General features: G+C 48.2%; 12 protein-coding genes. 9 read left to right on the top strand and 3 right to left on the bottom strand.

Features of this window, described 5'->3' with window-relative positions:
* Window positions 1–151: 151 nt before the first annotated feature.
* A complete protein-coding gene (locus tag C7B82_RS07830; protein WP_281258942.1) occupies window positions 152–2,305 on the bottom strand; it encodes a DNA phosphorothioation-associated putative methyltransferase in 2,154 nt (717 codons plus the stop codon).
* Between the two features lie 65 nt (window positions 2,306–2,370).
* Between C7B82_RS07830 and C7B82_RS07825 the strand changes: the two genes are divergently transcribed.
* From C7B82_RS07825 to C7B82_RS07785, 9 genes are all read left to right on the top strand, one after another.
* The gene (locus C7B82_RS07825) at window positions 2,371–3,291 is read left to right on the top strand and encodes a DUF4007 family protein (RefSeq protein WP_106255743.1); all 921 of its coding nucleotides are present in this window, start codon (window positions 2,371–2,373) and stop codon (window positions 3,289–3,291) included.
* Between the two features lie 6 nt (window positions 3,292–3,297).
* Window positions 3,298–6,801 (top strand): hypothetical protein, encoded by a 3,504-nt coding sequence (locus C7B82_RS07820; protein WP_106255742.1) that lies wholly within the window; start codon window positions 3,298–3,300, stop codon window positions 6,799–6,801.
* Entirely contained in the window at window positions 6,798–7,604 is an 807-nt protein-coding gene (locus C7B82_RS07815; RefSeq protein ID WP_106255741.1) for a phosphoadenosine phosphosulfate reductase family protein, read from the top strand. The genes C7B82_RS07820 and C7B82_RS07815 overlap by 4 nt, the downstream gene beginning before the upstream one ends.
* A 149-nt stretch (window positions 7,605–7,753) precedes the next feature.
* A complete protein-coding gene (locus C7B82_RS07810; RefSeq protein ID WP_106255740.1) occupies window positions 7,754–8,611 on the top strand; it encodes a DUF4007 family protein in 858 nt (285 codons plus the stop codon).
* Window positions 8,595–9,041 carry a hypothetical protein gene (locus tag C7B82_RS07805; RefSeq protein ID WP_106255739.1) on the top strand — a complete coding sequence of 149 codons (447 nt, stop codon included), beginning with the start codon at window positions 8,595–8,597 and terminating at the stop codon, window positions 9,039–9,041. Before C7B82_RS07810 ends, C7B82_RS07805 begins: the two co-directional genes overlap by 17 nt.
* The gene (locus C7B82_RS07800) at window positions 9,013–14,496 is read left to right on the top strand and encodes a hypothetical protein (RefSeq protein ID WP_146141087.1); all 5,484 of its coding nucleotides are present in this window, start codon (window positions 9,013–9,015) and stop codon (window positions 14,494–14,496) included. The genes C7B82_RS07805 and C7B82_RS07800 overlap by 29 nt, the downstream gene beginning before the upstream one ends.
* Window positions 14,489–19,255 carry a methylation-associated defense system protein kinase MAD6 gene (gene mads6 / locus C7B82_RS07795; RefSeq protein WP_106255737.1) on the top strand — a complete coding sequence of 1,589 codons (4,767 nt, stop codon included), beginning with the start codon at window positions 14,489–14,491 and terminating at the stop codon, window positions 19,253–19,255. The genes C7B82_RS07800 and mads6 overlap by 8 nt, the downstream gene beginning before the upstream one ends.
* Window positions 19,242–20,675, top strand: coding sequence for a BREX system Lon protease-like protein BrxL (gene brxL / locus C7B82_RS07790; protein ID WP_106255736.1), 1,434 nt, complete (start codon window positions 19,242–19,244; stop codon window positions 20,673–20,675). Before mads6 ends, brxL begins: the two co-directional genes overlap by 14 nt.
* Window positions 20,672–21,838 carry a cysteine desulfurase family protein gene (locus C7B82_RS07785; RefSeq protein WP_245939788.1) on the top strand — a complete coding sequence of 389 codons (1,167 nt, stop codon included), beginning with the start codon at window positions 20,672–20,674 and terminating at the stop codon, window positions 21,836–21,838. Before brxL ends, C7B82_RS07785 begins: the two co-directional genes overlap by 4 nt.
* Before the next feature lie 473 nt (window positions 21,839–22,311).
* Here the strand turns inward: C7B82_RS07785 and C7B82_RS07780 are convergent, their stop codons facing one another.
* Together C7B82_RS07780 and C7B82_RS07775 are read right to left on the bottom strand one after the other, a co-directional pair.
* Complete coding sequence (locus tag C7B82_RS07780; RefSeq protein ID WP_106255735.1) at window positions 22,312–23,700, bottom strand: TniQ family protein; 1,389 nt, start codon at window positions 23,698–23,700, stop codon at window positions 22,312–22,314.
* A gap of 151 nt (window positions 23,701–23,851) precedes the next feature.
* On the bottom strand, window positions 23,852–24,613 hold the full coding sequence (locus tag C7B82_RS07775; RefSeq protein WP_181357394.1) for a TniB family NTP-binding protein: 762 nt from the start codon (window positions 24,611–24,613) through the stop codon (window positions 23,852–23,854).
* Between the last annotated feature and the right edge of the window lie 97 nt (window positions 24,614–24,710).

Here is a 24,710-nt window from a genome sequence, read left to right as displayed (position 1 = left end):
CTAAGCTGAGATAGTCATAGGATGCCCAATCCATTGGATTGAGAACGAGAACGCACACCTTATTCAAAGAAAATTAATTCATTGTTTTTCGATGCCTCAATGCGTTGGCACTCCCTCAGAGTGTATTTCTTGGGAGATAAGCCAAGAGTGCTCATTCTTCGCCTTTCCGTTCTGCCTGTTTAGCCCGAAGCATCGATCGCACCAATTTCACCTGATACGGATCAGCATCCTTCTGCCACACCACCCGATGCCCCTTCAACTCAGCACAGTGCTCTTCCAGGCACTTCAGCCAACCTCGCCGCTCGCTAATCTGCTTCCAGTCTTCCAATAATCCCCAATCCTCCTCCTGCCGACTCAGCTTGGCAAACTTCTCGTAGCCAGGGTAGTCCGGCGCAACCAGCAAATCCTTTTGGTGCAGTAGAGGTGGATTGTCGCTAAGGTCATAATCGCGATAATGGACGTGCAGATCCCGCAGGTCAATCTGCATACTGGTGTGCAAAGCGGGGTGCGGATCGGCATCAAAGTCCGGGTAGACCAGATACGTGATTTTGGGCTTGCGGCAGTGGAACTTGATCACGTTTGCCTCCTCAGGACGACCGATCGTGCGTGAAGCACAGCCTTCGTAGAGGCGCAGCAGCGAGTCAAGGGTTTCGATCGCCGACACATGCACCCAAAGCGAACCAGGCAGCTTTTTCCCGATCGGACTGTTTTGGCAACGTTCTGCCACCACCGCTAAATTCCCCAGGCTCATCAACATCAAATCGGCTGCCGTGCAAGCCTGCTGATAGCCGCCAAACAGACTTTTGATATCGGTTTGCACGACAGGTGCGAGATCCCGCAGCTTTGGACGATGACCAAAGTGACTCAGCGCCAGGTAAACTAGCAAATCCCCACGACGGCGATCGCTAATCTCATCCCACTCTTGCGGGTTCGTCGCTTGCAGAACAATCTGAAACGCCCGCCGCAGATTGCCAAACTCGGCGCTCAGTGCCTCAGTTTCGGGCAGTTCTTCCAGCGTCGGCAGTCGTCCCCGCTCGGTGAAAAACGTCATCAGCGGAGCCAACAGTTCCTTGTAAGACTCAAAGCGCTTGTTGCTCAGTTGCACTTTGGGCACGGAGACCCGCGATCGAAACCGCGCGGCACGGAAAGTTTCCGCCTGTGCCTCATCTCGAAACACAAAGTAGATGCCTAGTGCGACTGGAACTGCGTCTACGCCCAACACTTGATCGATGTAAAGCTTCAGTTCCTCCTGGTCGTAATATTTCTGGAAGGTGTTGCGGCTCGTGATCACCCCGTCGCCATAAGCAATCTGGCTATTGCCTTGAGCGATTAACACCTGCGCCGACACGACCAAAACTTGCTGGGTTAGCTCCCACGCCTTGATCAATGCTTCTCGCCGCTCTGTCTGGGACTCAATCACGTTAATGACGTAGCCCAGATTCACAACATCGGCTGCCGTCAGAGCCGTATCAGGTCGGTAGTAGGGGTCCCAACCAGCACTGGCGTATCCCAACTTGGCAACCCGTTCCAAGTCGCCGCCCTGCCCACACCCGTAATCAAAGAAAGTCGTCTGCTGGCTAAACAGCCCTGCCTCCAGTGCTAACCGCATCGGCTTGGAAAAAGCATTGCGGCTGATTGCCGCTTTGTGGCGATCGATCTTGACTTGAGCAGATTGAGTATTGAGGAGAGCACGATGAACCAGCGTATGCCCTTGAAACGCAACGTTGCACTGGGCTAGGCGTTGCTCCCAAGCTAAACGAGTGCCGATCGATCGGGGCTGATCGAGCAGTCCCAACGCTTCTTCCTGGCGAGTCAGAGCAGCAAATTGCTGATAATGGGGGTAAGCGGTGGTAACGAAATGCTCTTTGCGATGGAGGATAAACGGGTTGTCACTGTCGCTGTAGTGGCGATGGTTGACCTTGCGGCTCCGGAGGTCAACCTGAATGCTGGCTTGAAGGGCAGGGTGAGGATCAGCATCGAAGTCAGGATATACCAGGTAGGAGAGGCTTGGCTTCTCAGTACTAAACTTAACTAGGGTGGCGGCTTCAACCGAGGCAAGCTGACGCGCTTCGCTCTCATACGCTTGTAAGAGTGGATCTAGGGCTGCCAGGGCTGAAACGTGGACATACAGAGCATCCGGCAAGAGTTTGCCCACCTTGCTGCGCTGGCAAAGCGTCGCCAAAACCGAAAAGTCAGGGTAACGATCGGGGGCTAGATCCATGATGCTTGTTTTGAGATCGCGCTTTTGAACCCATTTTGCAGTAACGTGAAGCGCGATCAAGTCACGATAGCATTCATCATACAAGCCGTGACTTTTCAGATCACTTGTTCTAGTCTGGTTCTAGGTTGATTGCAGAAGACACTAAATTCATGACTGTCAGCACCCCTCAAGCCCCAACCATGCGCCAAGCCTTTGCCCGTCACGAGACCTTTCACCCTCGGTTTGGTTGGCTCAAAAAAGGATTTGACCAGGCGGCTCAAGATCCCACTATTTTCTTACGGGATGACGCAACGGTACGGCTGGGGGTAGGGAAAAACATGGTGCGCTCCATCCGCTACTGGTGTACAGCCTTCAAGCTGCTAGAGGAAGATCGCCCCACTGCTTTTGGTAAGCAGCTTCTGGGATCGTCGGGTTGGGACCCTTATCTAGAAGATCCAGCGTCCCTCTGGCTGCTGCACTGGAAACTGCTGGAAGATCCTTGCTCCGTGACAACGTGGGCGTTTGTGTTCAATCAATTTCGTAGCGTGGAGTTTACCATTGACGAGCTTTTTAACCAACTCTGTGACTACCGCGATCGGGAAGCCGCACGAGTGGCAGATTCGTCGCTGCGTAAAGATATGAACTGCCTGTTGCGGATGTATGGCTCGCAGCCCTTCAAAGCTTCGGCGAGTGAGGAATCACTCGATTGTCCGTTTGCCGACCTGGGTCTCATTCGGTCTGCCGGGAATGCCCGCTCTTACACGTTTCGGATTGGCTCCAAACCCACACTGACAGCCGAGATGGTCGTGTACGCCTGCCTGCGCTATGTCGGACAACTTGCCGAAGGCGTGCAGAACGTCCCGGTTGGCAAGCTCTTGTACGATCGCGGTAGCCCAGGCTTGGTGTTTCGGCTCACAGAAAGTGCTCTGTACGAAGCCATTGAGCACTGCTCACGCTTCGCGAACGAAACAGTCGGCACCACCGACACTTTGGGCATAACTGATGTGGCTGGAAAGCTAGAGTTTTTCTTCCAAGGTCAGCCATTACCGATGGCAGAGGATATCCTGAACAGGTACTATGCCGCGAGGTAAGCTGACGTGACCGCTCTTTCCCATTACTTCAGCCTGCATCGTCGCTATCATCGCTCTGTCAATCTGGAGCGCGATTTTGACAATCCTGAAGCCGTAGAAGGCTATGTGCTGACAGAGCGATCGCTGGAAGCGTTGCAGCGTATGCTAGCGGCGTTTGACAACCCCAAGGCACAGCGGGCTTGGACACTGATTGGCGTGTATGGCACCGGGAAATCAGCCTTTGCGCACTATCTCACAGCGCTCTGTGCCCCCGAAAAAAGCAAAGCGGCTGAGCAGGCATGGCACGTTACCGAACAGGCACTGCCCAAAGATAGTCCTCTGCTGGAGCAAATTCTTGCTACGCTGCCGCCCCAAGGCTTACTACGCTGCGTGGTGGTTGGGCAGCGAGAGCCACTCAGTTGGACGGTCATGCGGGCATTAGCAAACGGTTGCCAGGAGTTTTGGTCGCGCAAGCAGAAACCTGATTGGTTCGAGACGCTGACGGATTGGGGCGCTGAAGTCGCTGTAGGGCGTTGCCAGATCACCAATCAACAAGTGTTGACCCTCTTAGAACAGGTGACTCAAGCTGCCAAAACCCAGGTGCTGTTAGTCCTCGATGAGTTGGGCAAAAACCTGGAATATGCCGTGCATCATGGTGGCACTGACGATCTTTACCTGCTACAACAGATTGCAGAGTTACGCTACAAAGGCAAGTATCAGGTGCATTTCGTGGGGCTGCTGCATCAATCGTTTGCCGGGTACAGCGAACGACTCAGCGCGATCGAGCAAAACGAGTGGACAAAAATCCAGGGTCGCTTTGAAACGATGCAGTTCACCGAGTCTGCCAGCCAAATGACCCGGTTGATTGGGCAAGCGATCGAGCGTCCCGAAGGCGAAGCCTCAGACCGCGTAGCATCGGTCTGTAATCAAACAGCAAAAGCCTGGTTCAAGGCACTGAAGCCTGTTTTGGTCAATCAAGGTATTGCCGAAAAGGATATCAGCGCCGCCTATCCCTTGCATCCCGTGACGGCGTTAGTACTGCCGCTGCTCTGTACGCGCTACGCCCAGAACGATCGCTCCCTGTTCACGTTCTTGACGAGCCATGAACCCCACGGGCTGACCGAATTTCTCGCGGCTAGAGCGTTTGATGGTGAGCTAGTGCCAACACTGCAACTGCACCAGCTTTATGACTATTTTGTGGAAGCAGCCACTGGTCTGGCATCTCGTATCAATCTGCAACGCTGGGTCGAGATTCAAGGCTTAATCCAGGAGGCTCAGACGCAGAATGAATCGGTCTTGAACGTCCTTAAAACCATTGGCATCTTGAATCTCATTACAGCAACAGGGGCACTGAAAGCCGCTCCTGCGCTAGTGGCATTCGCCTTGTGTGACCATCCAGACGACAGAGCAGCTTTAGAAAGTTGGCAGACCGTGATTCAAGACCTGACCCAGAAAGGCATCATCACCTACCGCAACCAGACCGATGACCTCAAGCTTTGGGAAGGCTCGGACTTTAATGTGGAAGCGGCAATCTATCAGCTGATCGAAAAAGAACGCTTGCCCCTTGCCGAACTGCTTACTCGCGCCCGTCCCCTACAACCTATCGTTGCTCAACGGCATTACACCACCACAGGAAATCTCCGCTATTTCGAGCAGCAGTATGCCGATAGCCTCACACTGCTGGCGGCGCTACGCTGCCATGCTCCTAGCACGGATGGTTTGATCGTCTACTGGCTCGATCGCCAGCTTCCAGAGGAACCTCCAGCGCAGACAGTGGATGGCAAACCTTTAGTCGTCATCACCACGACCCAACTTGACCTGCTCCGAACCCGTGCCCAGCAGTTGCAAGCACTCAAAACCATCCACAAAGAAGCAACAGCACTGCAAACAGATGGTGTGGCACGACGCGAAGTGAAACATCGCCTGGTTGATGCCGAACGGTTGCTCGATGATACGCTCCAGCAGGCGTTCAATTGGTCAGCAGGTCAGAACCAATGCTGGATCGCCGGAGAAGCAACCACTGTTCTGAAAACCCGTGCCTTTCAAGCCTTGCTGTCGGAGCTTTGCGATCGCACCTATCACTTAGGACTCCGGCTTGACAATGAATTCATTAATCGCCGTAAACTCACCTCTCAAGGCGCAACAGCCCGACGCGAGTTAATTGAAGCCATGCTTGAGCACAACCGTCAGCAAAGGCTAGGTTTAGACGGTTATGGTCCTGAAGTCGCCATGTACTACTCGGTGTTAGCGGCAACGGGAATCCATCGCCAGGACGAAGAAGAGTGGGATTTTCAGCCGCCGCATTCAGAGTCAGGGGTTGCAACGATTTGGCAGGCGATCGAACAATTCTGCCAAGCAGCGACGAAAGAGCAACGATCGCTGAACCTCCTGTATGAACAGCTAGAGCAGCCTCCCTATGGTGTCAAGCCTGGGGCTATTCCCCTTTTGCTGGCGGCGTTCTTGCTCTATCACGTTGACGATGTTGGTATTTATAAGGATGGAACCTTTATTCCGATCCTGGGACCAGAGCATTTTGAACTGCTGGTGAAAGCCCCATCGCGGTTTTCGGTGAAGTATTTTGAGATGGTTGGACTGCGATCTCAGGTCTTTAGAGAACTCGAAACTATTTTGAAGTCACCTAACGCCAAGGCACCCCCAGGGTTGCGTAATGCCTCGTTGTTGGCGATCGCCAAGCCGTTGTTTGGGTTTGTCCGTCAACTACCAGAATTTACGCGATCGACGAAACGGCTGAATACATCAACGCTGAAGGTTTTACAGGCACTACAAACGGCGCAGGAGCCAGACGAATTGCTGTTTGTTTCGCTACCCGAAGCCTGCGGCTTTAATCCGATGACCGCTGGGGAAGAAGAAAACGAGCAAGCAGCAAAAGCGTTTCGGAAGCAATTAGTGCAGTGCCTTCATGAAATTCAGACTGCTTATGACAATTTGTTGAGCGATTGCCAAAAGCATTTATATGAGGCATTTGGGGTTCACAGCAAGGAAGCCAACTTAAGAGAGGATTTGCGGGTTCGTGCCAGTTACCTGGTGGGACAGTGCATTGATCCAATCCTGAAGCATTTTGTTGCTAAGGCTGTGGAGGAAGATTCATCAGACAAAGACTGGTTAGAGGCGCTAGTTAGGATTGTGGCAGATAAGCATCCCAAGGGCTGGGTCGATGAAGATTTCAGTCGGTTTGAAATTGCGTTGAGCGATCTGGTGCGTCGGTTCCAAAACCTGGAAGCGCTGCGGAGCGAAATTAGACGGCAAGGTAAAGGCTTTGATGCTCTGCGAATTACGGTCACTGAACCGAACGGTCAGGAAGTTCATGAAGTCGTATGGATTGATGAAGAACATGAGGAGTTGTTCGATCGCTTGATCGAGGAAGCGTTGAGTACGCCAGCATTAAAAGACAACCCTCGGCTTCAAAAGGGGTTTTTAGCGAAGCTTAATGCAAAACTCTTCAGCCGAAAGCCTGATGATGCTCTCAGTGAATTGGGACAGTCTAAGCACAAGCGAGGTCAGTCAGCATGAGTGAGAAAAAGGTAAGACACATACTCGGTCTCTCTGGCGGTAAGGACAGTACCGCCCTTGCCATTCTTATGCGCCAAAAGTACCCTGACTTAGAAATTGAATACTTTTTCTGCGATACCCATAAGGAACTGACAGAGACTTACGACTATCTGAGGCGGATTGAAGATTGGCTTGGGATCAAAATTCACTATCTTGAATCAGAGCGGGGTTTTGACCACTGGCTGGATCTGCATGGCGGCTATCTTCCTTCACCCAGACAGCGGTGGTGTACGGAGCTAATGAAGATCAAGCCATTGGAGAAATGGGTAGGTGATGATGTAGTGGTCAGTTACATTGGCATTCGCGCCGATGAGAACCGTGATGGATACATTTCAACCAAACCGAGTATCACAGCGAGATTCCCCTTCAAAGAGTACGGACTCGTTAAGGCTGATATTCTTCACCTACTTGAAGAAAGTGGCATCGGAATGCCGGATTACTACCGCTGGCGATCACGTTCTGGGTGTTACTTCTGCTTTTTTCAACGCAAGTATGAATGGGTCATGCTGGCACAAGAGCATCCCGATTTGTTCCAGAAAGCGATCGACTATGAGCAGAACCATCGGGATGGCAGAACCTACACTTGGACGCAAGGAGAAACGCTACTGGAACTCGTTGCCCGTAAAGATGACATCATCGCTGATCACCAAAAAGCCATGATGCGACAACAACAAACCCAACCCAACCGTCCCCTAGCGGAAGCATTAGCGACAGTCTTAGATGAGGAAGATGACACGCTACCTTGCTTGGCGTGCCACTTATGAATTTGGTGTAAAGTGCGTCGCCGATAAAATTTGCCATACTGCAAACAGTGATGCTTGAAGTTAGCTGATTGCTCTGTGGCATCCGCCAAATTGCTGGGAACTCTAAGCAGTAGATGTGCTGATTTTGCCCCTTCACGCGACGTGAGTCTATGCCCAAATTGCAGTTAAGCTTCAGCGGCACTTTTGCTCTTAAGAAAGAAGATCTTCTTAAAATTCTTCGGGTTGCTGAAGAAGAACAAGGGTTAAAGAGCAGCACCCAAGGATTGAGCAAAGAGGAGAGCGATCAAGAGTTAAGTGAAAGAACTGGTTTAGGGATTCCAAAGCTACGGATGAGAGGCTGGGCAAGTCGATCGGGTTTGGTAGCAGATGACTTTCTCAGTCCTGAAGGTAAGCTGGTTCTCGATAAAGACCCCTATTTGGAGTCTCCGATCACCAATTGGCTGATGCACTTCTACCTTAGTTTGGGCGACAAAGGACTCCAATCTCCACCCACCACTCCAGCAGACTGGGGCGGTTGGACTTACTTTGTCTACACCTTCCTGCCAAGCTACCGCGCCTTCACCAGCGATGACCTGGTGCATACAAGCGCTCTAGTATTTGAGCAAGAACCGACCAAAAGCCTCACCAAAAACTTCAAGTTTGTCCTGCGGGCATACACTGAGGAGCAAGCGATCGCCAACTGCAAATTTCTAATCCAGGAAGATAACCAGTACGTTGCTGGACAAGCCGATCTGCCCAACCCTTACTTGGTCGGTTATTTCTTAGCGAAGCTTTGGGAACGCGATTTTCCCAATGACACCTCGGCTCTAACAGAGTCCATCCTCAATCATCCGATGGGATTGGCTCCAGTTTTAGGTCTTTCCGTCGCCGCCACCCAAGAGCAACTTAACACCCTAGAGTCACACGGCATCATCGAGCAGCGTCGAGCAGTGCCTCCCTTTCAAGTCATTCCTCGCTGGGATGCTCCTCTCACTTTGCTGGAGAAAGCTTATGACAGCGATCGCTAGCCTCCTCCTGCGCGATGCTCGTCCTGATAACCAGGCACACCTGCTGCTTTGGGACACCCCTAACCCATTTGAACTTGACCAGATTACTCGCTATAACAATGCTCAGCGAGTCAACTATCGAGAGAACCTACTGCAACGCACCGACCCCACTGCCAAATTTTTGACTCTGCACCATCAGGTAGACGAAGAGATGGCGGCGATTAAAGCCATCTGTGACCAGGCAGTAAAGCCCGTTGTGCTGCTCGAAGGCTTAGACTGCCTGATCACCTACCTCAACGTTCAACCTGGTGATTACATTACCCTGTTCTGGAGCAGCTTAGAAAGCACCCGCAAGTTGTCAGCCCTACTGTGGATTATCCTGCCCCATAAACTCGCCCCCAAAACTTGGTCTGAATCCCGCCTTGTCCGCATTCCTCACAACACCCTCTAACCCTAGCCGCGATCGACCTATGCTCCTCAACCAATTGGTCAGAATTAATGAAGCTGGAATTGTTGCCGATTCGGTCAACTTTAGCTTGATGGAGCAACCAGAGACGAATCAAAAGCTCTGTGAAGGCTTTGTTTTTAACTACGACAAAGACAAGCCGGAAGAATCGACCGTTGGCGTATTAGAAGCCTTACGAAGTAGCTACGATAGCCGCAGCCATGCTAATGTGCATTTGCTGGTGCAGCAGTATGGCAAGGGCAAGTCTCACTTTGCAGTGGCGATCGCTAACTACTTCAGTACATCTGCCGATAGCCCCGAAGTTCAGGGTATTTTAACTGCGATTGAAAACGCCGCTGGTCGCAACAGCCCGATCGCCCAAAGGCTGCAATCCTACAAGAAATACGGCAGACACTTAGTCGTCTGTTTAAGTGGCGATCGCGCTGGCGATATCAGAAAACAGTTCTTGCAATCTTTACTCAAAGCGCTAGCAGCAGAAGGCATCACTGATTCAATCGCTCAACATATTTGCAGTGAGCCTCTGAATTACTTGCAAGGATTGTATGCAAACCCACGGGAACGGGAACGCGCTGAAGCGTATTTAGAGAGCATTGGCAGTCCTGATGGTGATTTGGATTCCATCACTCAACAACTGCGGAAGAGTAATTCTGCGGTTATTTCCACCCTTAAAGACCTTGCTAAACACCTCGTAGGCTTTGTTCCTGACTGGAACATCAATATAGACCTTGAGGAAATTCTTAAAGATCTGATCACGACCCACTGCTCAGGTGAAAACCCTCGCTTTCAGGGCGTTCTTATTCTGTTTGATGAACTCAACTTCTACCTGCAAAACTGGGCAAAAGATCCGATCGGTGCAGGCGGAACAGCCTTGCAAAACATCACTAATATCTGCGAAGCCTACAAAAGCAAAATTGCCCTACTCAGCTTTACGCAAATTGATCCGGCAATGGGTGTAGGTATTCCCGCAGGCTCACTGGATGATCATAAAAGATTAGTTTCTCGCCTTGCCCCTAAAGGCAGCACATATACAAAAGTCGCTTCCAGTCTCGAGTTAGTGCTGGACAACTTACTCATTCAGGAAAAAGACACTCCAGCATGGGACTCTTTTTGCACAACCTGGAACAACACTTTACTGGCTGAAACAAACAATGCCTACGAAAAACGAACTACAAGCTATAGACAGAAGGGCTGGAGTCGCAATGACTTTCATCAAATTTTGACGATCGGTTGTTTCCCTTTACACCCTCTTACGGCTTACTTACTTTGCAATCTTTCTTTCACTGTCGATCGGACAGCGTTGCAGTTCATCAAGAAAGAAGTAAAAGCATTTATTCAAAATCAACCGTTAACACTGGAGCAGGCAGACAGCAGACTTAACTTCATTTACCCGATCGCCTTGGTTGACACATTTCTCGAAAACTTTGCTAATGACTCAAACTACAGCAAATATAAAGAAGCTTATAGTGCTGTAGCTGGATCAGATGATCCGCATGAAGCGCTGGTTCTAAAAGCGCTTTTTCTTTACCATGCTAGCAGTGGCAGGCTCACTAAGGACGATCGCGAATCGCATGAAGAAGTCTTAGCAACTTTAACAGGGCTATCGGCACTGGCAATTAAAGCAGCCCTTAATAAACTGATGACAACACGCGATGTCATCTACTACAAACCAGAAGTGAAGTTGTATCGCTTCTGGGCCGGTATTGCACCGACCGGAATTGAAAAAGAAATCGAAAACGAAATTAGGGAGAAAAAAGAGGAAGCCTCTATTGAGCAAGTTGCTGCCTACTGTCGAACTCAAATCGAGAGCTTTTTGGGAAGCAGAACGTTAGCCGCCAAGCATTTTGTAGACCAAAACAAACTTGTCGCAGAAGATTGGAAGTTTGAATACAAAGTCTACACAATTGATAGCTTTAGTCGAGCCTTATCTAGTGACCAAACCTTAAGAAGTACCGAAGAACAAGGCATCTTAGCTTTTGTCGTAGCCGAAACTCAGGCAGATCTGCAAGACTTTAGACGGCGGATAGACGCACTTTTGGCTAACTCTCCTATTCGCGCTCGCATCGCAGTCGCTATCCCCTCTGACGAAACTGGTGAATTAGCCACCGCTTTGTTGAAAATTAAAACGCTGAAAAATAAAGAAGTAGCCGAACGGCGCGGTTTGGGTCAAGCCTACGATGAATTGTTAAACCGTTGGCAAGAGCAGGTCAGCACCCAAGCTAGTAATCTACTGAAATCCTGTACTTACCACTGTGTTGGAGTGGAACGAATTCCTCCCCAAGAACGAGAGCCACAACGAGTGATCAGCGTTCTATTAGAAAACCTGTATCCGTTCGTACCACCGATCGAAGGGGTGGACAAGCTACGGGCAAATCATGTAGTGGGTCGCAAAGTAGTTAGCTTTGTTGCTCGGCAGCTTCTAGCAGACAATCTTACCGCTCCTTTACCCGATAACACCTACGGCTTCGTTGACTCCGTATTTGTCACTCGCTGGAAGCTACTCAAAAAAACTTCCCGCACCTACACTGCTCAAGTCCCTGAAAATGAACGTCTCAGAGCTGCGTGGGATTTAATTTCCACGATGGCAGATTTAGGTGAGCAATCAGAGAAAATTATTGATCTTCAAAAGATTTGGAAAGCGCTCTCTGCACCACCCTACGGTTACAGCGAATACAACTTCACCATGCTCTTGGCAGGATGGCTATCTTACCACCGCAAAGAGGTCTCTCTCAAAGGAAATGCAACTATTCTTGCTGCTGGAAGAAGAGGAAGCGCATCAGTAACGGTAGAAACTAAGTCATTAAAAGATTGGTCACAGACGAACATTCTGGAAAAGCCAGATGAGTTTGTCAAAAAGTGGATTGTCACAGGTAACGCCAAACTGATTCGCCGCAAGAAAGTTTTACCTCCTACACAACCTCAGTCTCCTCTCAACCATAGCCAAGCAGAACAATATCTTCTGGCAGTTGAAACCTACTTAGAAACAGGTGAACCCGACCCGACTGAAATCGGTTCAGTTACCAAAACTAGAGATCAAGTCTATGCAGGCTTTACTCGCATCAGCGAGTGGTTTCAACCTGTAGAAGTGGCAGAAAGACTGGCTGAAGCTGAGCCTCTAGCAACGATTCTAGAGATTTACCCTAAACTGCTCTCGGCACCTCCTGCACTCGTTCTTAGGGACGATATCATCTCTGTTCAGCCCACCCTACAGCAGCGTGATCGCCAAGCCCAAACGTTACAAGCTGTTAGCGAGAAGATCGAACAACTCATTGATGCTCAGAGTGAGCGATCGGAATCTGTGTCTACTGAGGAAGCCTGTGGTGCTTATAAAGGTGAAGTACAGAGACTCCTGGCTCAACTTACTCAGGTGTCGAGTCTGCCGCCCCATCTGACTGACACCTTACGCTACTCACTCCAAACCGCAGATCGTCGGCTTCTAGAGCTTAAAGAAGCGGCAAAAGTGAGAGATTGCTTGTCTCAAATCCACAATCGCTACATGTCTCTGGGTAACTCTCCTACACAGCAAGATTATCTTTTAACTCGCGAGGCGATCGAGGCACTGGCTCGGGCAACTCCAACCGTGAAGCAAGATGAGACCTATGAGCAAACCTTGCTTGACCTTAATCAGGCTTACAATGCACTCGCACAGCAAGTAGAAATTTGGGAAGAGCAATCCATTGGCTTAGTCTCTCCTGAGCAGATCCACGCGCTGAAGGGGGAGATCAACGGTCGGCAATATCGGTTTACTGAAGAATCGAGCAAACAAAAAATTGTCAAACTGCTGGAATACCTTGATCGAGAATTGAGTGTCGGGCGCAATAGAGATGAGGCTGTCAAAGCAATTAAAGCCACTCTCTCCACTGCAAACCGTAAATTGGAGCGTATCCGCGATGTCGCCTCAAATAGGCTTCCTGAAGCATTCCAGAGCTACCAAGAACTCATAGAAACTCGCCTAGCAGCAGTAGATTCCACCATTGATATCGAGGAGTATCAGCAAGAACTCGAGGGATTCAAGGTCAAGGGACGAAGTGCGTTAATTTCAGAAGGGTTCGCTAAAATTTACAGCCTTGAGCTGAGGCGACTCGAAGATTACACACGGCTAAAAACTCGTCTCCAACAACTTCTAGATTTTATTGCTGGTCACGAGGAATTCACGGATGTAAAAGCTAACCTTGAACAAGCACTTCAAACCTTAGAAATTCGGCAAATAGAGCTACAAGCAATACAACAAGAGCAACAGCGGAAGTCAGATGATGATAAAATCATTCGCTTCATCCGTAGTAAATATAGACTACCCGCAACAAACACTATTCAGTCCCTAGAAAATGGAATTAAGGAGATACAGAATTATCAGTCCAAGCTTTACGAACCTGAACCCGTTGCATCAGAAATTGAGCAGATTGTACAGACGCTTCAAGACAGAATCGTCAATCAAATTAGGACCTTGAATGGATTGCGCGATCGCCTACATTCCATCGTCGCTCTTAAGGATTTAGAGCAAGTCCAGACCGAGTATGCCCGTCTAGAGTTCGCTTTCAAGGATTCATCAGAATATGTTGACTATCAGTTGCTTCAGCAGCAGTTTCAGCCGCTAAGGGATGATTTGGAGAAATTGCAAGTCCTAGAAGCTCTTAGCCAACAAAGCTACTCGATCTCAAGTTGTCATAAGGCGTTATCGACAATCCACAGCGAACAAATTACGCTGAACCATCTTGATCGATTCCGACAAAAGCTCGCTGAACTGGAAGGCAACCTACAACATAAAGTACAAACCTATACTCAAGAGCTAGATGATTTTGAACATCGCTCAAAACACCTAGTATCGGCAAAAGAAGCTCAGATGTTGCATGAGGAGTTGCTGAAGCAATCAGCCCGCTATGCTCAGTCTGAATCAAGCGATCGCTATGAAGCCCTTAGCACTAATATTCGACTTCTGATTGAGCTACTCCAGATCTCTGAAGCAGAAAGTAAAACTCTTGAGGCTTGTCAATCTCAACGAGAGAAATTGGCTCAGTGGAAAGGAAATATAGACGTTCTAGATCCCTTGCTCCAAGAACGTTTTGACTCAATCCGTGCTGCTACAGAGCAAACTGAAGCGCGTCTGCTACAACGGCAGCAAGGTGAAGTAGAAAGATGGCTGACAGCACTGGAAAATCAAGCAGCAGAATTCGATCGACTCACTGATGTCTCCGACAAAGGTAAGCTCGCAAACAAGCTGTTGCAAAAGATTGAGCGTGAGCAAGACCAACGTGCTGAAGCTTTAAGCGTTACACAACAAGAAGCTTTGAAAGCGATTCAGCGTCAATGCGAAGCAGAAATTGCCAAGGATTGCGAGAATCAAATCAAGGTTTTATTTGAGCGGATTCCACGTCCTCGACGAGTCGGTTTCTATCGCGAGTTAGAAGCTCTTTTGTCAGACCCAACGGAGGAATTTAATGGCTAAAGTTACTCCCTTCGGGCAACCCGCCAACGACGGAGAGCGAGGTGCCATCTATTATCTGAGCCGTCTGCCCGATACCTTTGAAATCTTCCATAACCTGGAAATTAAACAAAACAAGGAAACGTTTGAGGTAGATCTTGTCATTCTCGCACCTCAATGCGTGTTTGTAGTAGACGTGAAGGGCACTCATGGGCAGATCGAGGTGGTTGGATCACGCTGGTATCCAGAAAATCGGCAGGCTTATGGTTCTCCTGTTGCTAAGCTGAGAAACATCGCTAAAGTCCTGAATACTTTATTCAAGGACTCTAACCGCTTAAAGCTAGAGTTGGGCAGAGTTCATGTCCATGCCGTGACGCTGATGATTGCAGAAGATGTAAGCATCATTGATCGGGACGGCAGAGATAGCGATCACATCACTTACTGCGACCAGCGATGCATCACCTACTTTCAAAGTCGTGACTTAATTCCAGATCATCGTCTAACCGATATTCGTGCCTTCTTCCCAGATATTAAACGAGCACTTCAGGGCAAAGCACGTCCTAAGAGCGCTCCACCCCGCTATCGAGATTGGCAGGTCGAAGAAGAACTCGGTCGCACTGATCGCTATACCGAATATCGCGCTAGACATCTGCTCATGGGAGCCAGCGGCTGGACAGCTCGGCTGCGAGTTTATCGTGCTGACCCTTATCAGGACCAAGCCGATCGTGAAACTGAAAAGAAGCTGATCAGCAATGCCTTCAAATCAATTTACCAAGTTCCCAAGCATCCCAATATCCTGAGCGTACAGGAATTCTTCGAGGCTGAGGATGGAGATTGCTTTGTTCTAGTGACTGAAGATATTCCAGGGCAAGCGCTGCGACAACGCATCAAAAAACAAACTGTACCGCTTAATCAAAAATTTGGCTGGATTGAGCAAGTTTTGATTGCTCTCGATCACGCTCATAAACACAGCGTGATTCATCGGAACTTGACTCCTGATAACATCTTGATTGGGGTTGATGAGCAGGTGCGTTTGATTGGGTTTGACTACGCTCGCGTTATTGATCGCGTTAGCACGATCGCCCATGACATTGTGGACGACCTAGAAGGTGACGCAATTTATCAAGCCACAGAATGCTATCGTAACCCTGCAATAGCCAATGAGAAATCCGATCTGTTTTCGGCAGGATCAGTGTTCTATGAAGTGCTTACAGGCAAACCAGCTTTTGAAAGTGCAGAGCAAATTTGTGACCGAACGGCTACTTTCTTGATTAAGCCCTCTAGCCTAGAGCCTGAACTCTCCGATGGTATTAACAATTGGCTGCAAAAACTTTGCGCTTTTGAACCCGGCGATCGCTTCTCCAGTGCAGATGATGCTCTGCAAGAATGGATCACACTAGCTACCCTACAAAATGTCGATTTAGCAAACTTACCTGCTAACACTCCCATTGACGATCGGTACAGAGTGATTGAGCGGTTAGGTCATCCTGGCAGCTTTGCAGTCGCGTACAAGGTCTTCGACAGCTTAGGAAAAGTGGTTCGAGTCCTGAAGCTGGTCACTCGTGATCGTCGTTCCGTTTATGAACGAATTCAGCAGGAGTACGCAACACTTCTGCAAGTCTCGGATCATCCTCATATTGTTAAAGTCATCTTTGCTGGTCATCTTAAAGATGATACGCCCTTTATTATTTTTGAATATGTGGAAGGGAAAGATGTCGAACATTGTTTAGCATCAAGTTCTCTCTCACTAGAAGCAGCCGTTCAGATTGCCCAACAAACTGCGATCGGCTTGGCGCACCTGCACCAGTCCGGTGTCTACCATCAGGATATTAAGCCTTCCAACTTGCTGCTAACTGAACAGGGTATTCGGATCATTGACTTTAACATCGCAGTCTCTGATCACGATGAAGTCACTGTCAGTGCTGGAACCCGAAAATATCTACCTCCAGATTTCAAACCAAAACTTGATCAAACAACAGCCGAGAAGATTGATCGTGATCTCTACGCCTTGGGCATCACCTTTTACGAATGCGTGACAGGCTGTTATCCCTTTGAAGAGCCAAGTCCTCCTCTAGGCACACTCCCCAGAAATCCGAACGAAGTGCAGGCAATGGAGGAGTTGAGCGATGAGTTGGTACAGATACTTTTGAAAGTAATTGCACCCAAAAAAGGTGATCGATTCGCTACCGCAGTACAGTTTTTAGAGGCGATCGCGGCTCTTAGCAGCTTGCGGAAAATTGAAGGATCTGAGGAAGTTGAGCCAGCAACACTATTAAGTGATCCCCTCTCCAACAATTTAGAGATTGCAGACCTAGCCCTAGAGAGCGTCACGTTACCTATAGATCTATCCGTAGAAAATCCCCCTCCAAAACAGTCTGAAGCCTCCCAGTTGCAGCCTGTCAACTCTATAGCTAAAGCTGTTAATTATGCTTCAGTAGTTGATTTGGAGGGGTTGGTCGCCGCAGAAAGTAGTGTTCAGACAACCTTATTCGATCGTCTGCCTCCAGCGCCTCCAATACAGTCCCTGTCTGACGGAGACGGAGCACCGAGCAAATTAGTTGTGCTCGATCCCACTGGTCTCTATGCGCCTCCTTCTGGATACATTGAAGTTAGAACTGAAGTGGAGTGGATGCAATCCTTTTTTCAGTCAGACACGCTTTATTGGGTGACAGGCAGAGGCTTGCAGGCTAAACGTCTTTGTGACTGGACGCGCGAATGGCTGAGGGTTTGGAATCAGTTAGATGCCATCTTAGAGGAGAAGCAAAATCCTCGCTCTCAACTCCAATTCCTGTTTGGCTCCGTTCCAATACCGACAGCATGGACTGATCCACAAATTCTTCAGCTTGCTACAGCGATCGATGCTTATCCTCCAGAAAACACGATTGCCTATTTATTGGCGGATCTGATGGAGAGCGATAGCACTAAAGCTGATTTGCCAGTGCGACAGGTATGGTTTGAGTCGCCTTCTCTTTCTCACCTAGCTCAATGGCTCTCCATCCAAGTTCCAGATGCCTATAAGTCCCTGGAGCGCATCTGGCAAAATCAAGCTGTAGAAAATGCTTCAGAGCTGGCAGATTATTATCAAACAGAAGACAAACTACAACTGCTCCGGCAATGGACAGGAATCATTCAGCCTTCAGCTAAAGTAAAAGCGCTGGGGCGCTACCCGTTACCTGTACCCCACTTCCTTGCTAGCGAATTCAGATCCCTATGGGAGCGTCAGCTTCTTCGTAACGAAGGTAGGGTAATCGATGAACTGGCTCCTAATCAGCAGTCTGGCATGGAACAGATTGCATCTCTTGCCTACACAATTCTGAAGACCCACCCTAGTTGGATTACCAAAGAGAGAAAACGAAAACTCTCTTCCTACCTCAACTATCAAGAGCTTCGCGATCTAGACAGCCTCCAACCGCCGCTCCAACCAGAACCTCTCGACCTGGAGGCAAGTTCTAAAGACGCTATGCAATGGGTAACTGACCACTACTTACCCTTCCGACGTTGGGATGCTGCCATCAATGCCGCGTCAGCTCGACCTAGAGACAGCGATCGTTTAGCCGATTCCTTTGTGAACTGGATACTCAGACACTATCCAGAATTGAGATTTGCTAGTTCTGCTCTGAACTACAGCGTAGCATCTCTTGTTCAAGACCTTTGCCAGACAAGCCCCGTTCTCTGGGTTGTGGTCGATGGTTTGGGATGGCTCGATCATCAGGAACTGCTGGCAAATCTGACTCGAAACAGCAGCTTCTCGATTGAAACTACGCTTCAGCCTCGGATCAGCATTCTGCCCACAAAAACTGAGTACGCGAAGTGGAGTCTTTATACTCAACTTCCCCCTAGCCACTCTGCTTGGGTTCCTGATGCAAGTAAAGGCTTTCCGATGATGGGCATTGGCAAACGGTATACCGACCGAAAACGGAGTACACTTCATCGAGATCTGAGGCAGAACGCGCATCAACTCTATTGTTGGGATACAGATAAGCTTGACCACCTATACCATACCGAACAAGATTGGCAGAATCTCTATCAAGTCCAGCGCCCACATGTTCTGGAAGGCATTGCTAAAGACATCGAATATTGTGTAAAGCAGCACCCTAACCCTGAGCATCTCAGGATTGTCATCGCCAGCGATCATGGTCAAATGATCGGGGAAGCAGAACATTTACCCAATTGTCCGGAGGGGCTAGATCTAAAAGGGCGAATGGCGATCGGCAAAACCGATGATCACCGCTTTGTGGTGTTGGATGCAGAGCGATACGGACTGCCACATGACCTTAGTATCGTGCGTGGTGCAGGGTGTCTGAATGCCTTCAGCTACACCGAGAAGAATGAAATTATTGGGTCCCACGGTGGACTTTTTCCGGAGGAGGTTGTTGTTGGAGTATCAGTACTACGTCCCTTTACAGCTCGACTCCCAGTCCAGGTCAAGTGTCATGGTGAGGGAGACGCTGGGCAAAGCGGAGAGCTGACTCTAACGATTGACAACTCAAACACAGTGCCTTTGACACAGCTTTGTCTATACATTAATGAATTGACCGCTCTAAAGGCTGGTTATCCTTTGGATACCAAAATTCCAGCCGGACAAAAAGTTTTGATTCAGGTGCCAATTGCCAGCTATCCAGAACTTCCTCCTCATCATGAAGGCAAGCAATTATCTCTAACAGGAGAACTCAGGTTTCAGTTTGCTGGTATTGAAGCGGGTACTACTAGCTTAGATTCGGAATCTCTATTAATCGTGAAGCAATTGTTCAGCAGCGGGTTAGATATTGATGACTTCCTATAATAATGCTTTAGTTCAAGAAGTCTTCGGTAATCTGAGTATTGATAAAACTCGGTTGCCGTCAAGTGGCTTGACAGCTATTGGCGTACCCAGTTTTGTTGCTGAATGGTTGTTAGATAAAATCGTGCCTGGTTTTGGAGCATTGACTTCTCTTGAGCTAGAAAAGGTTAGTGCCTTCGTTAAAAAAGCGTTTCCTCGAAAAGACGACCGCAATGAAATTATCTTTGACCTCACTCAGGGCGAAGTTCGCAAACTCATTGCGTTGGTGCAGGTAAGAGTCAAACTGGAGCAAGGAACAGGTGAAATTCCTGAGCCCTTTGCTCGCATTCCAGTCCTTAACCTATCAGACTGTACGATTCCGCTTAGCTTGATCGAGCGGAATAAAATGCTCCTACGTCAGGGAGTATGGGGCAAAATTAGCCTCGCAATGCAGCCTGACGGTAAAGTCGAAGTCATGGATCTTGACCCGTTCCAATGTTCAACCGTTGATCTTGAAAGCTATGCAGAGCGTCGGGCAAAGTTTACAACCGAGCAATGGCGCGACTTACTTTTTTGCTCGATTGGGTTTAATCCTGACCATCCTAGCTATACCACTGAAGCAAAAACTTGGGTACTGGCTCGATTACTACCGTTAGTGGAGTCCAACTTTCATATCATGGAGCTAGCTCCTAAAGGGACAGGCAAGAGCTTCGTCTTTGAGAATATTAGCAGCAAGGTTGCCCTAATCAGCGGTGGCAAAGTCACTCCAGCACAACTTTTCATTAACGGGAAAACGAAGGAAGTTGGGTTGCTGGGACGGCATGATGTTGTTGTTCTGGATGAGGTGCAGAGTCTGAGTTTCGATAACCCTGATGAGGTTATTGGTCCGCTCAAAAATTATTTGGCAAGTGGTCGCTATAATCGAGCAGGTTTTCAAGATATTGCGAGTGATTGTTCTCTCGTGATGCTGGCAAACATTGATCTGGATGAATATTTACGTCCTCGGAATGAGGAACACTTGGTTGCCGATCTGCCTAAGTTTCTTGCTGAAACCGCTTTTCTTGATCGCTTTGCTGGCATTATTCCAGGCTGGAAAATTCCCAAGTTTCAGCGAGAAATGATGGCTTCTCAAGTTGGCTTAAAGATGGATTTCTTTGGTGAAGCACTACTTACTTTACGCCAAGATAATCGTTTTTTTTCCTACGTACAGCGACATATAAAGTTTGATAAGAGCGCTACTGTTCGAGACCAAAATGCCATTCTCAAAGCAGCCGCAGGGTTTCTGAAGATTCTCTACCCGCATCTAGAGCTAACGCTAATGGACTTTCAAAGAGATTGTTTAGATCCAGCCCGTAAGCTGCGTCAGGCAATTCGTGGTTCGTTGTATTATTTAGACGATGAATTCAGCCAGTTTGGGCGAGAGATTTACGCAGAGGTCAAGTGATTTCACCAACCCAGCCCATCTACCTGGACTACCACGCGACTACACCCACAGATCCACGAGTTGCCAGGTTAATGCTGCATTACATGACCGAAGAATTCGGCAATGCCAGCAGTATTGATCATGAGTGGGGCGATCGCGCTGAAACCGCCATTAAGCAAGCTGCCAAAGAAGTTGCAGACCTCATCGGAGCTTCACCGAAGGAAATCGTCTGGACATCCGGTGCGACCGAGAGCATCAATCTCGCCATTCAAGGGAGCTTAGCCCGTAACCTAACGAAACTCCATCGAATCGGCTTAATGCCGATCGAACACAAAGCCGTCCTCGATACCTGCCGTGCTTTGGAGAAACGAGGTTGGGCTGAATTGGTTCATCTCCAAGTAGATTCCAGAGGCAGAATTGACCTGGAACATTTAGAGCAAGACTGCGCTGAAGGACTGTCCTTGCTCTGTGTTATGGCAGCTAACAATGAAATTGGCAACATCTACCCTATACAGAAAATTGGGCAGATTGCTCAACACTACGGCATTCCTTTTCTATGTGACGGCTCTCAGGCAGTCGGCAAGATTCCAATTCAATTTGAGGAGTGGGGCATCACCTACCTAGCTATCTCTGCCCACAAGTTCTATGGACCCAAGGGGGTTGGGGCACTGGCCGTTCGTAGAGGCTATCCCTTGGAGCCGCTTATGTTTGGTGGCGGTCATCAGCGAGGAATGCGATCAGGCACCCTCAACGTTCCAGGGATTGTAGGGTTGGGGGAAGCTTGTCGGTTGCGATCGCTGGAGATGGAAGTGGATGAAGGGGCGATCGCTTCTAAACGAGATTTGTTACAAACTTTGCTGCTTAAGAAGCTACCTGGGCTTGTGGTTAACGGAGATAGCAGTTCTCGTCTTGCGGGAAATTTCCACATCTCGATTCCTGGTATTCCAAACAGTGCTGTGATTGCCAGGGTTCGGTCACAGTTAGCTATCTCTACTGGCTCAGCGTGTTCATCAGGTGTAGAAGCACCGTCCCATGTGCTTCAATCCCTCAACTTACCGCCAAGGATCATCGAGGGGGCAATCCGAATTGGAATTGGTAAATTTACTACTGAAGAGGAGATAAAAGAGGCAGCTTCAGTTTTATCGGACGCGATTAGTGGGATTGGAAAGGTTCTATACTCATAGACTCAACAGTCTGCTACCAGGGCTTTTCAGCCGCTTGATACAATAAACGGTGTCTTGCGGCAAGGGTATGGCTCCAATTTCGCCCCTCGGCAAAACTATGCTTCTAAAGGCTGAAATCCATAACTGCTCGGGCAACCAGAGAATCGCTATTACAGGATTGTCAACGGCAAAACTATGGTTCCAGTGGTGGCAAAACTATGGGTATAGTCACAGAATATGGGACAACAAGCATTAATTGTCCATAATTGCCACTTAATGCTTGTAATCGTCTTTTGTCACTTAATGCTTGCTCCGGATTATGTGAACCCGAATCGACAATTCTGCCTGTACTATAAGTCCATCTTATTACTCTTTTAGGGTTACTCTCAGAAGGCTGAAAGTTCCCGGAGCCTTATGGTTCACAAACTATTGGCTCAGAAGCACTCTTGATTATGATGGTGTAGTTGCTTTAGAAGAAGCCAACGTCAGTAAGGTTAACTGCTAGGTGAATCAGTGTCTTGAGTGCTAAATTCTAACTTTGCCTCTTCTATAGCTGCACGTACTTGTTTGTATCGTAAAGACCCAGGTCTGGTTATAAGCTGAGCCACCCGCCCTTCGGATGGATAAAAGCCTTCACTGTAAAGTTTTAGAACAACTTTCTTGACTTCTTCACGACTTTGTTCAATGACCCGATGATGAAGAGCCTTTTGAAATTTGCCGTATTTAGCGGAAACGGCTCGACACATTTCTGGAAAAAGCCTGAAGATTGTTTCTCTATGGATCTCTAACCGTCTCGCAACTTCTTCCATTGATGGCGGTGGACATTCATGATTGAGAAAAATAGCCTCTAATTGGCGCTCAACATAATCGGTATCGATTACGCTAGCTTCAGCTTTTGGTTTAGGTTGTAAAGATAATGGGACTTTTGTCGGACTTACATAAGTTTCCTGTTCTACTTCCTGGGTTATGAACGCTAGCAGGGAACGGTTGAGACGATAGCAGATTTGAGCCCAGGTATTTAGCTGTGGCACACTTCTACCATGACACCAAAGCCAGACAGTATTTTTCGGCAGTTGAAGTTGGCGTGCAAACTCAGCCACATTGCCGTTAGAGATGAGATTGATATGTGCTCTAAAGGCTTGAGCAACGCTTTCCTTAGTAATGGGTGAGGTTAGACGAGGAGTAGAAGCAAGCAAATCTCCAACTGAATCAGCTATCCAAAGCAATGCCTTTAATTCATTGTCAGAGGGGCTTTTAAGATTGCCAGTCGAGTCGCTAGGTGATAAACCGAGCCATGCTTGACACTTTGAGCAATAGCCTGGTCGTGAGTACCAAGCTAAGGGGAGGTTTTTTTGATGGCAATGAAGACAGGTTTCATGCAGAAAACAGCGATGCAACGGACATACTTTAACAACATCTAAAGACCAAAGTAGCGGCTCATAAATCATCTGTTTAGTTGTATGCCAGGTTTCGTAGCAAAGTGGGCACCAAGAGCGAATGCGACGCAACAATCTTCTTGATGGCATCAACTCCGACCAAGGTGCCAGCGTAAGTAAATGGAGTTTTTTTTGTCCAGTCAGTCTTTCTAGAGCAGAAGCCAAGCTTAAAGCCATTAGGCCTGTACCGTTTAACGCCGCTGTGTGATCATAAATTTTATGTAAGTTACCACCGCCATGAATTTTGGCAATGATAGGTGCAATTTCCCTTTCCATAAGTACGCCTAAAGGAAGGCAATGTGCTTCTGCTAACCGAGTAGTAAGACTAGTTAAACTTTCTCCTAATTGTGTACCAATTTCTATAGGTTCTACGCAGAATAGGCGACTACGTGGAGAATGTGAGAATGGTCCCAAGTCTTGGTAAGGTTGGTTACTTTTCATTGCCATAAATATGTGCCTGGAACTAGTAAGTCACATTCAAGGCTTAGATTATTTCAGCTAATAAATTCCCATCTTTTAGAAAGCTCCATGCACTGTGAAAACAAGCCAAGCTCATATCTGAGAGAGGCTGCGGTATGCAATCACTAGTCAAACAATTTTATGCCGGCTTCTCTCCAACAGAATCGCGCTTAGGCAAACGTTTGCCTACTCTACTTTTTCTTCGATTTGAGCCAGTCTTTTTTTTGGGATCACTTGCAGGAGTCGCTGATGGCTCTGAGGTGGGTGGGAGTGTGCTGCTATTGGACTGAGTTGGTGGCACTCCTGTGCCTTTCTCAAAGCCTAATCTGATACGAAAAGCCTTCCTTTTATCCTCACTTCTCATTAGCTTTGTTTCACCATTTTCTGCCTCCACAAGCATTTTTTCAAGCTCAAATTCAGGTTTAATCGTCTCCTCAAGATGAGTGCAACTTAATGTCTTAGCTTCTTCAGACAGGCAAAGATCATAGGCATTTATTAGCCAGTTGATTAGTGTGCCAATTTTGCCAATACTGCCTACATAGCACAATTCAAAAAGCTTGTTATTCAACTGAGGTGTCCTTTGAAGAGGCATTCGTCGCAGTAGTTGCTCCAAAACTCGCTTGAATTCTGCTACATCCTCATCAGCTTCGAGTCGATAACGTGGAAAATGAATAATCTTGTCACGTTGACTAAGTTGATCGTTTATCTCAAGAAAATCAGTCATTTCATAAGTTCCAAATGCAGTCCAAGGCACTTTGCTTTCATTAATGAATGACTTGGCACAATGCATATGCGCATTTATCTCTTCCTCACTAGCTAAAATTCCAATATGCTCAAACTCATCTACTGCTAGAGTGTAGGGCTTACGATGTAAGCAAGCCCTACGAGCAGCAAGACGCAATGAGTCTTCTGTAGACCGTGTAAGTAGATCAGGCTTGAAAAGCTCCGGTATGTAAAGTTAGATGGAGGTATCGATTTCAACGATTTGGAGGTGCAGC

It is taken from the genome of Stenomitos frigidus ULC18, from assembly GCF_003003795.1.
GTDB classification, from domain to species: Bacteria; Cyanobacteriota; Cyanobacteriia; order Leptolyngbyales; family Leptolyngbyaceae; genus Stenomitos; species Stenomitos frigidus_A.
This window is presented reverse-complemented; position numbering and strand designations above follow the sequence as displayed.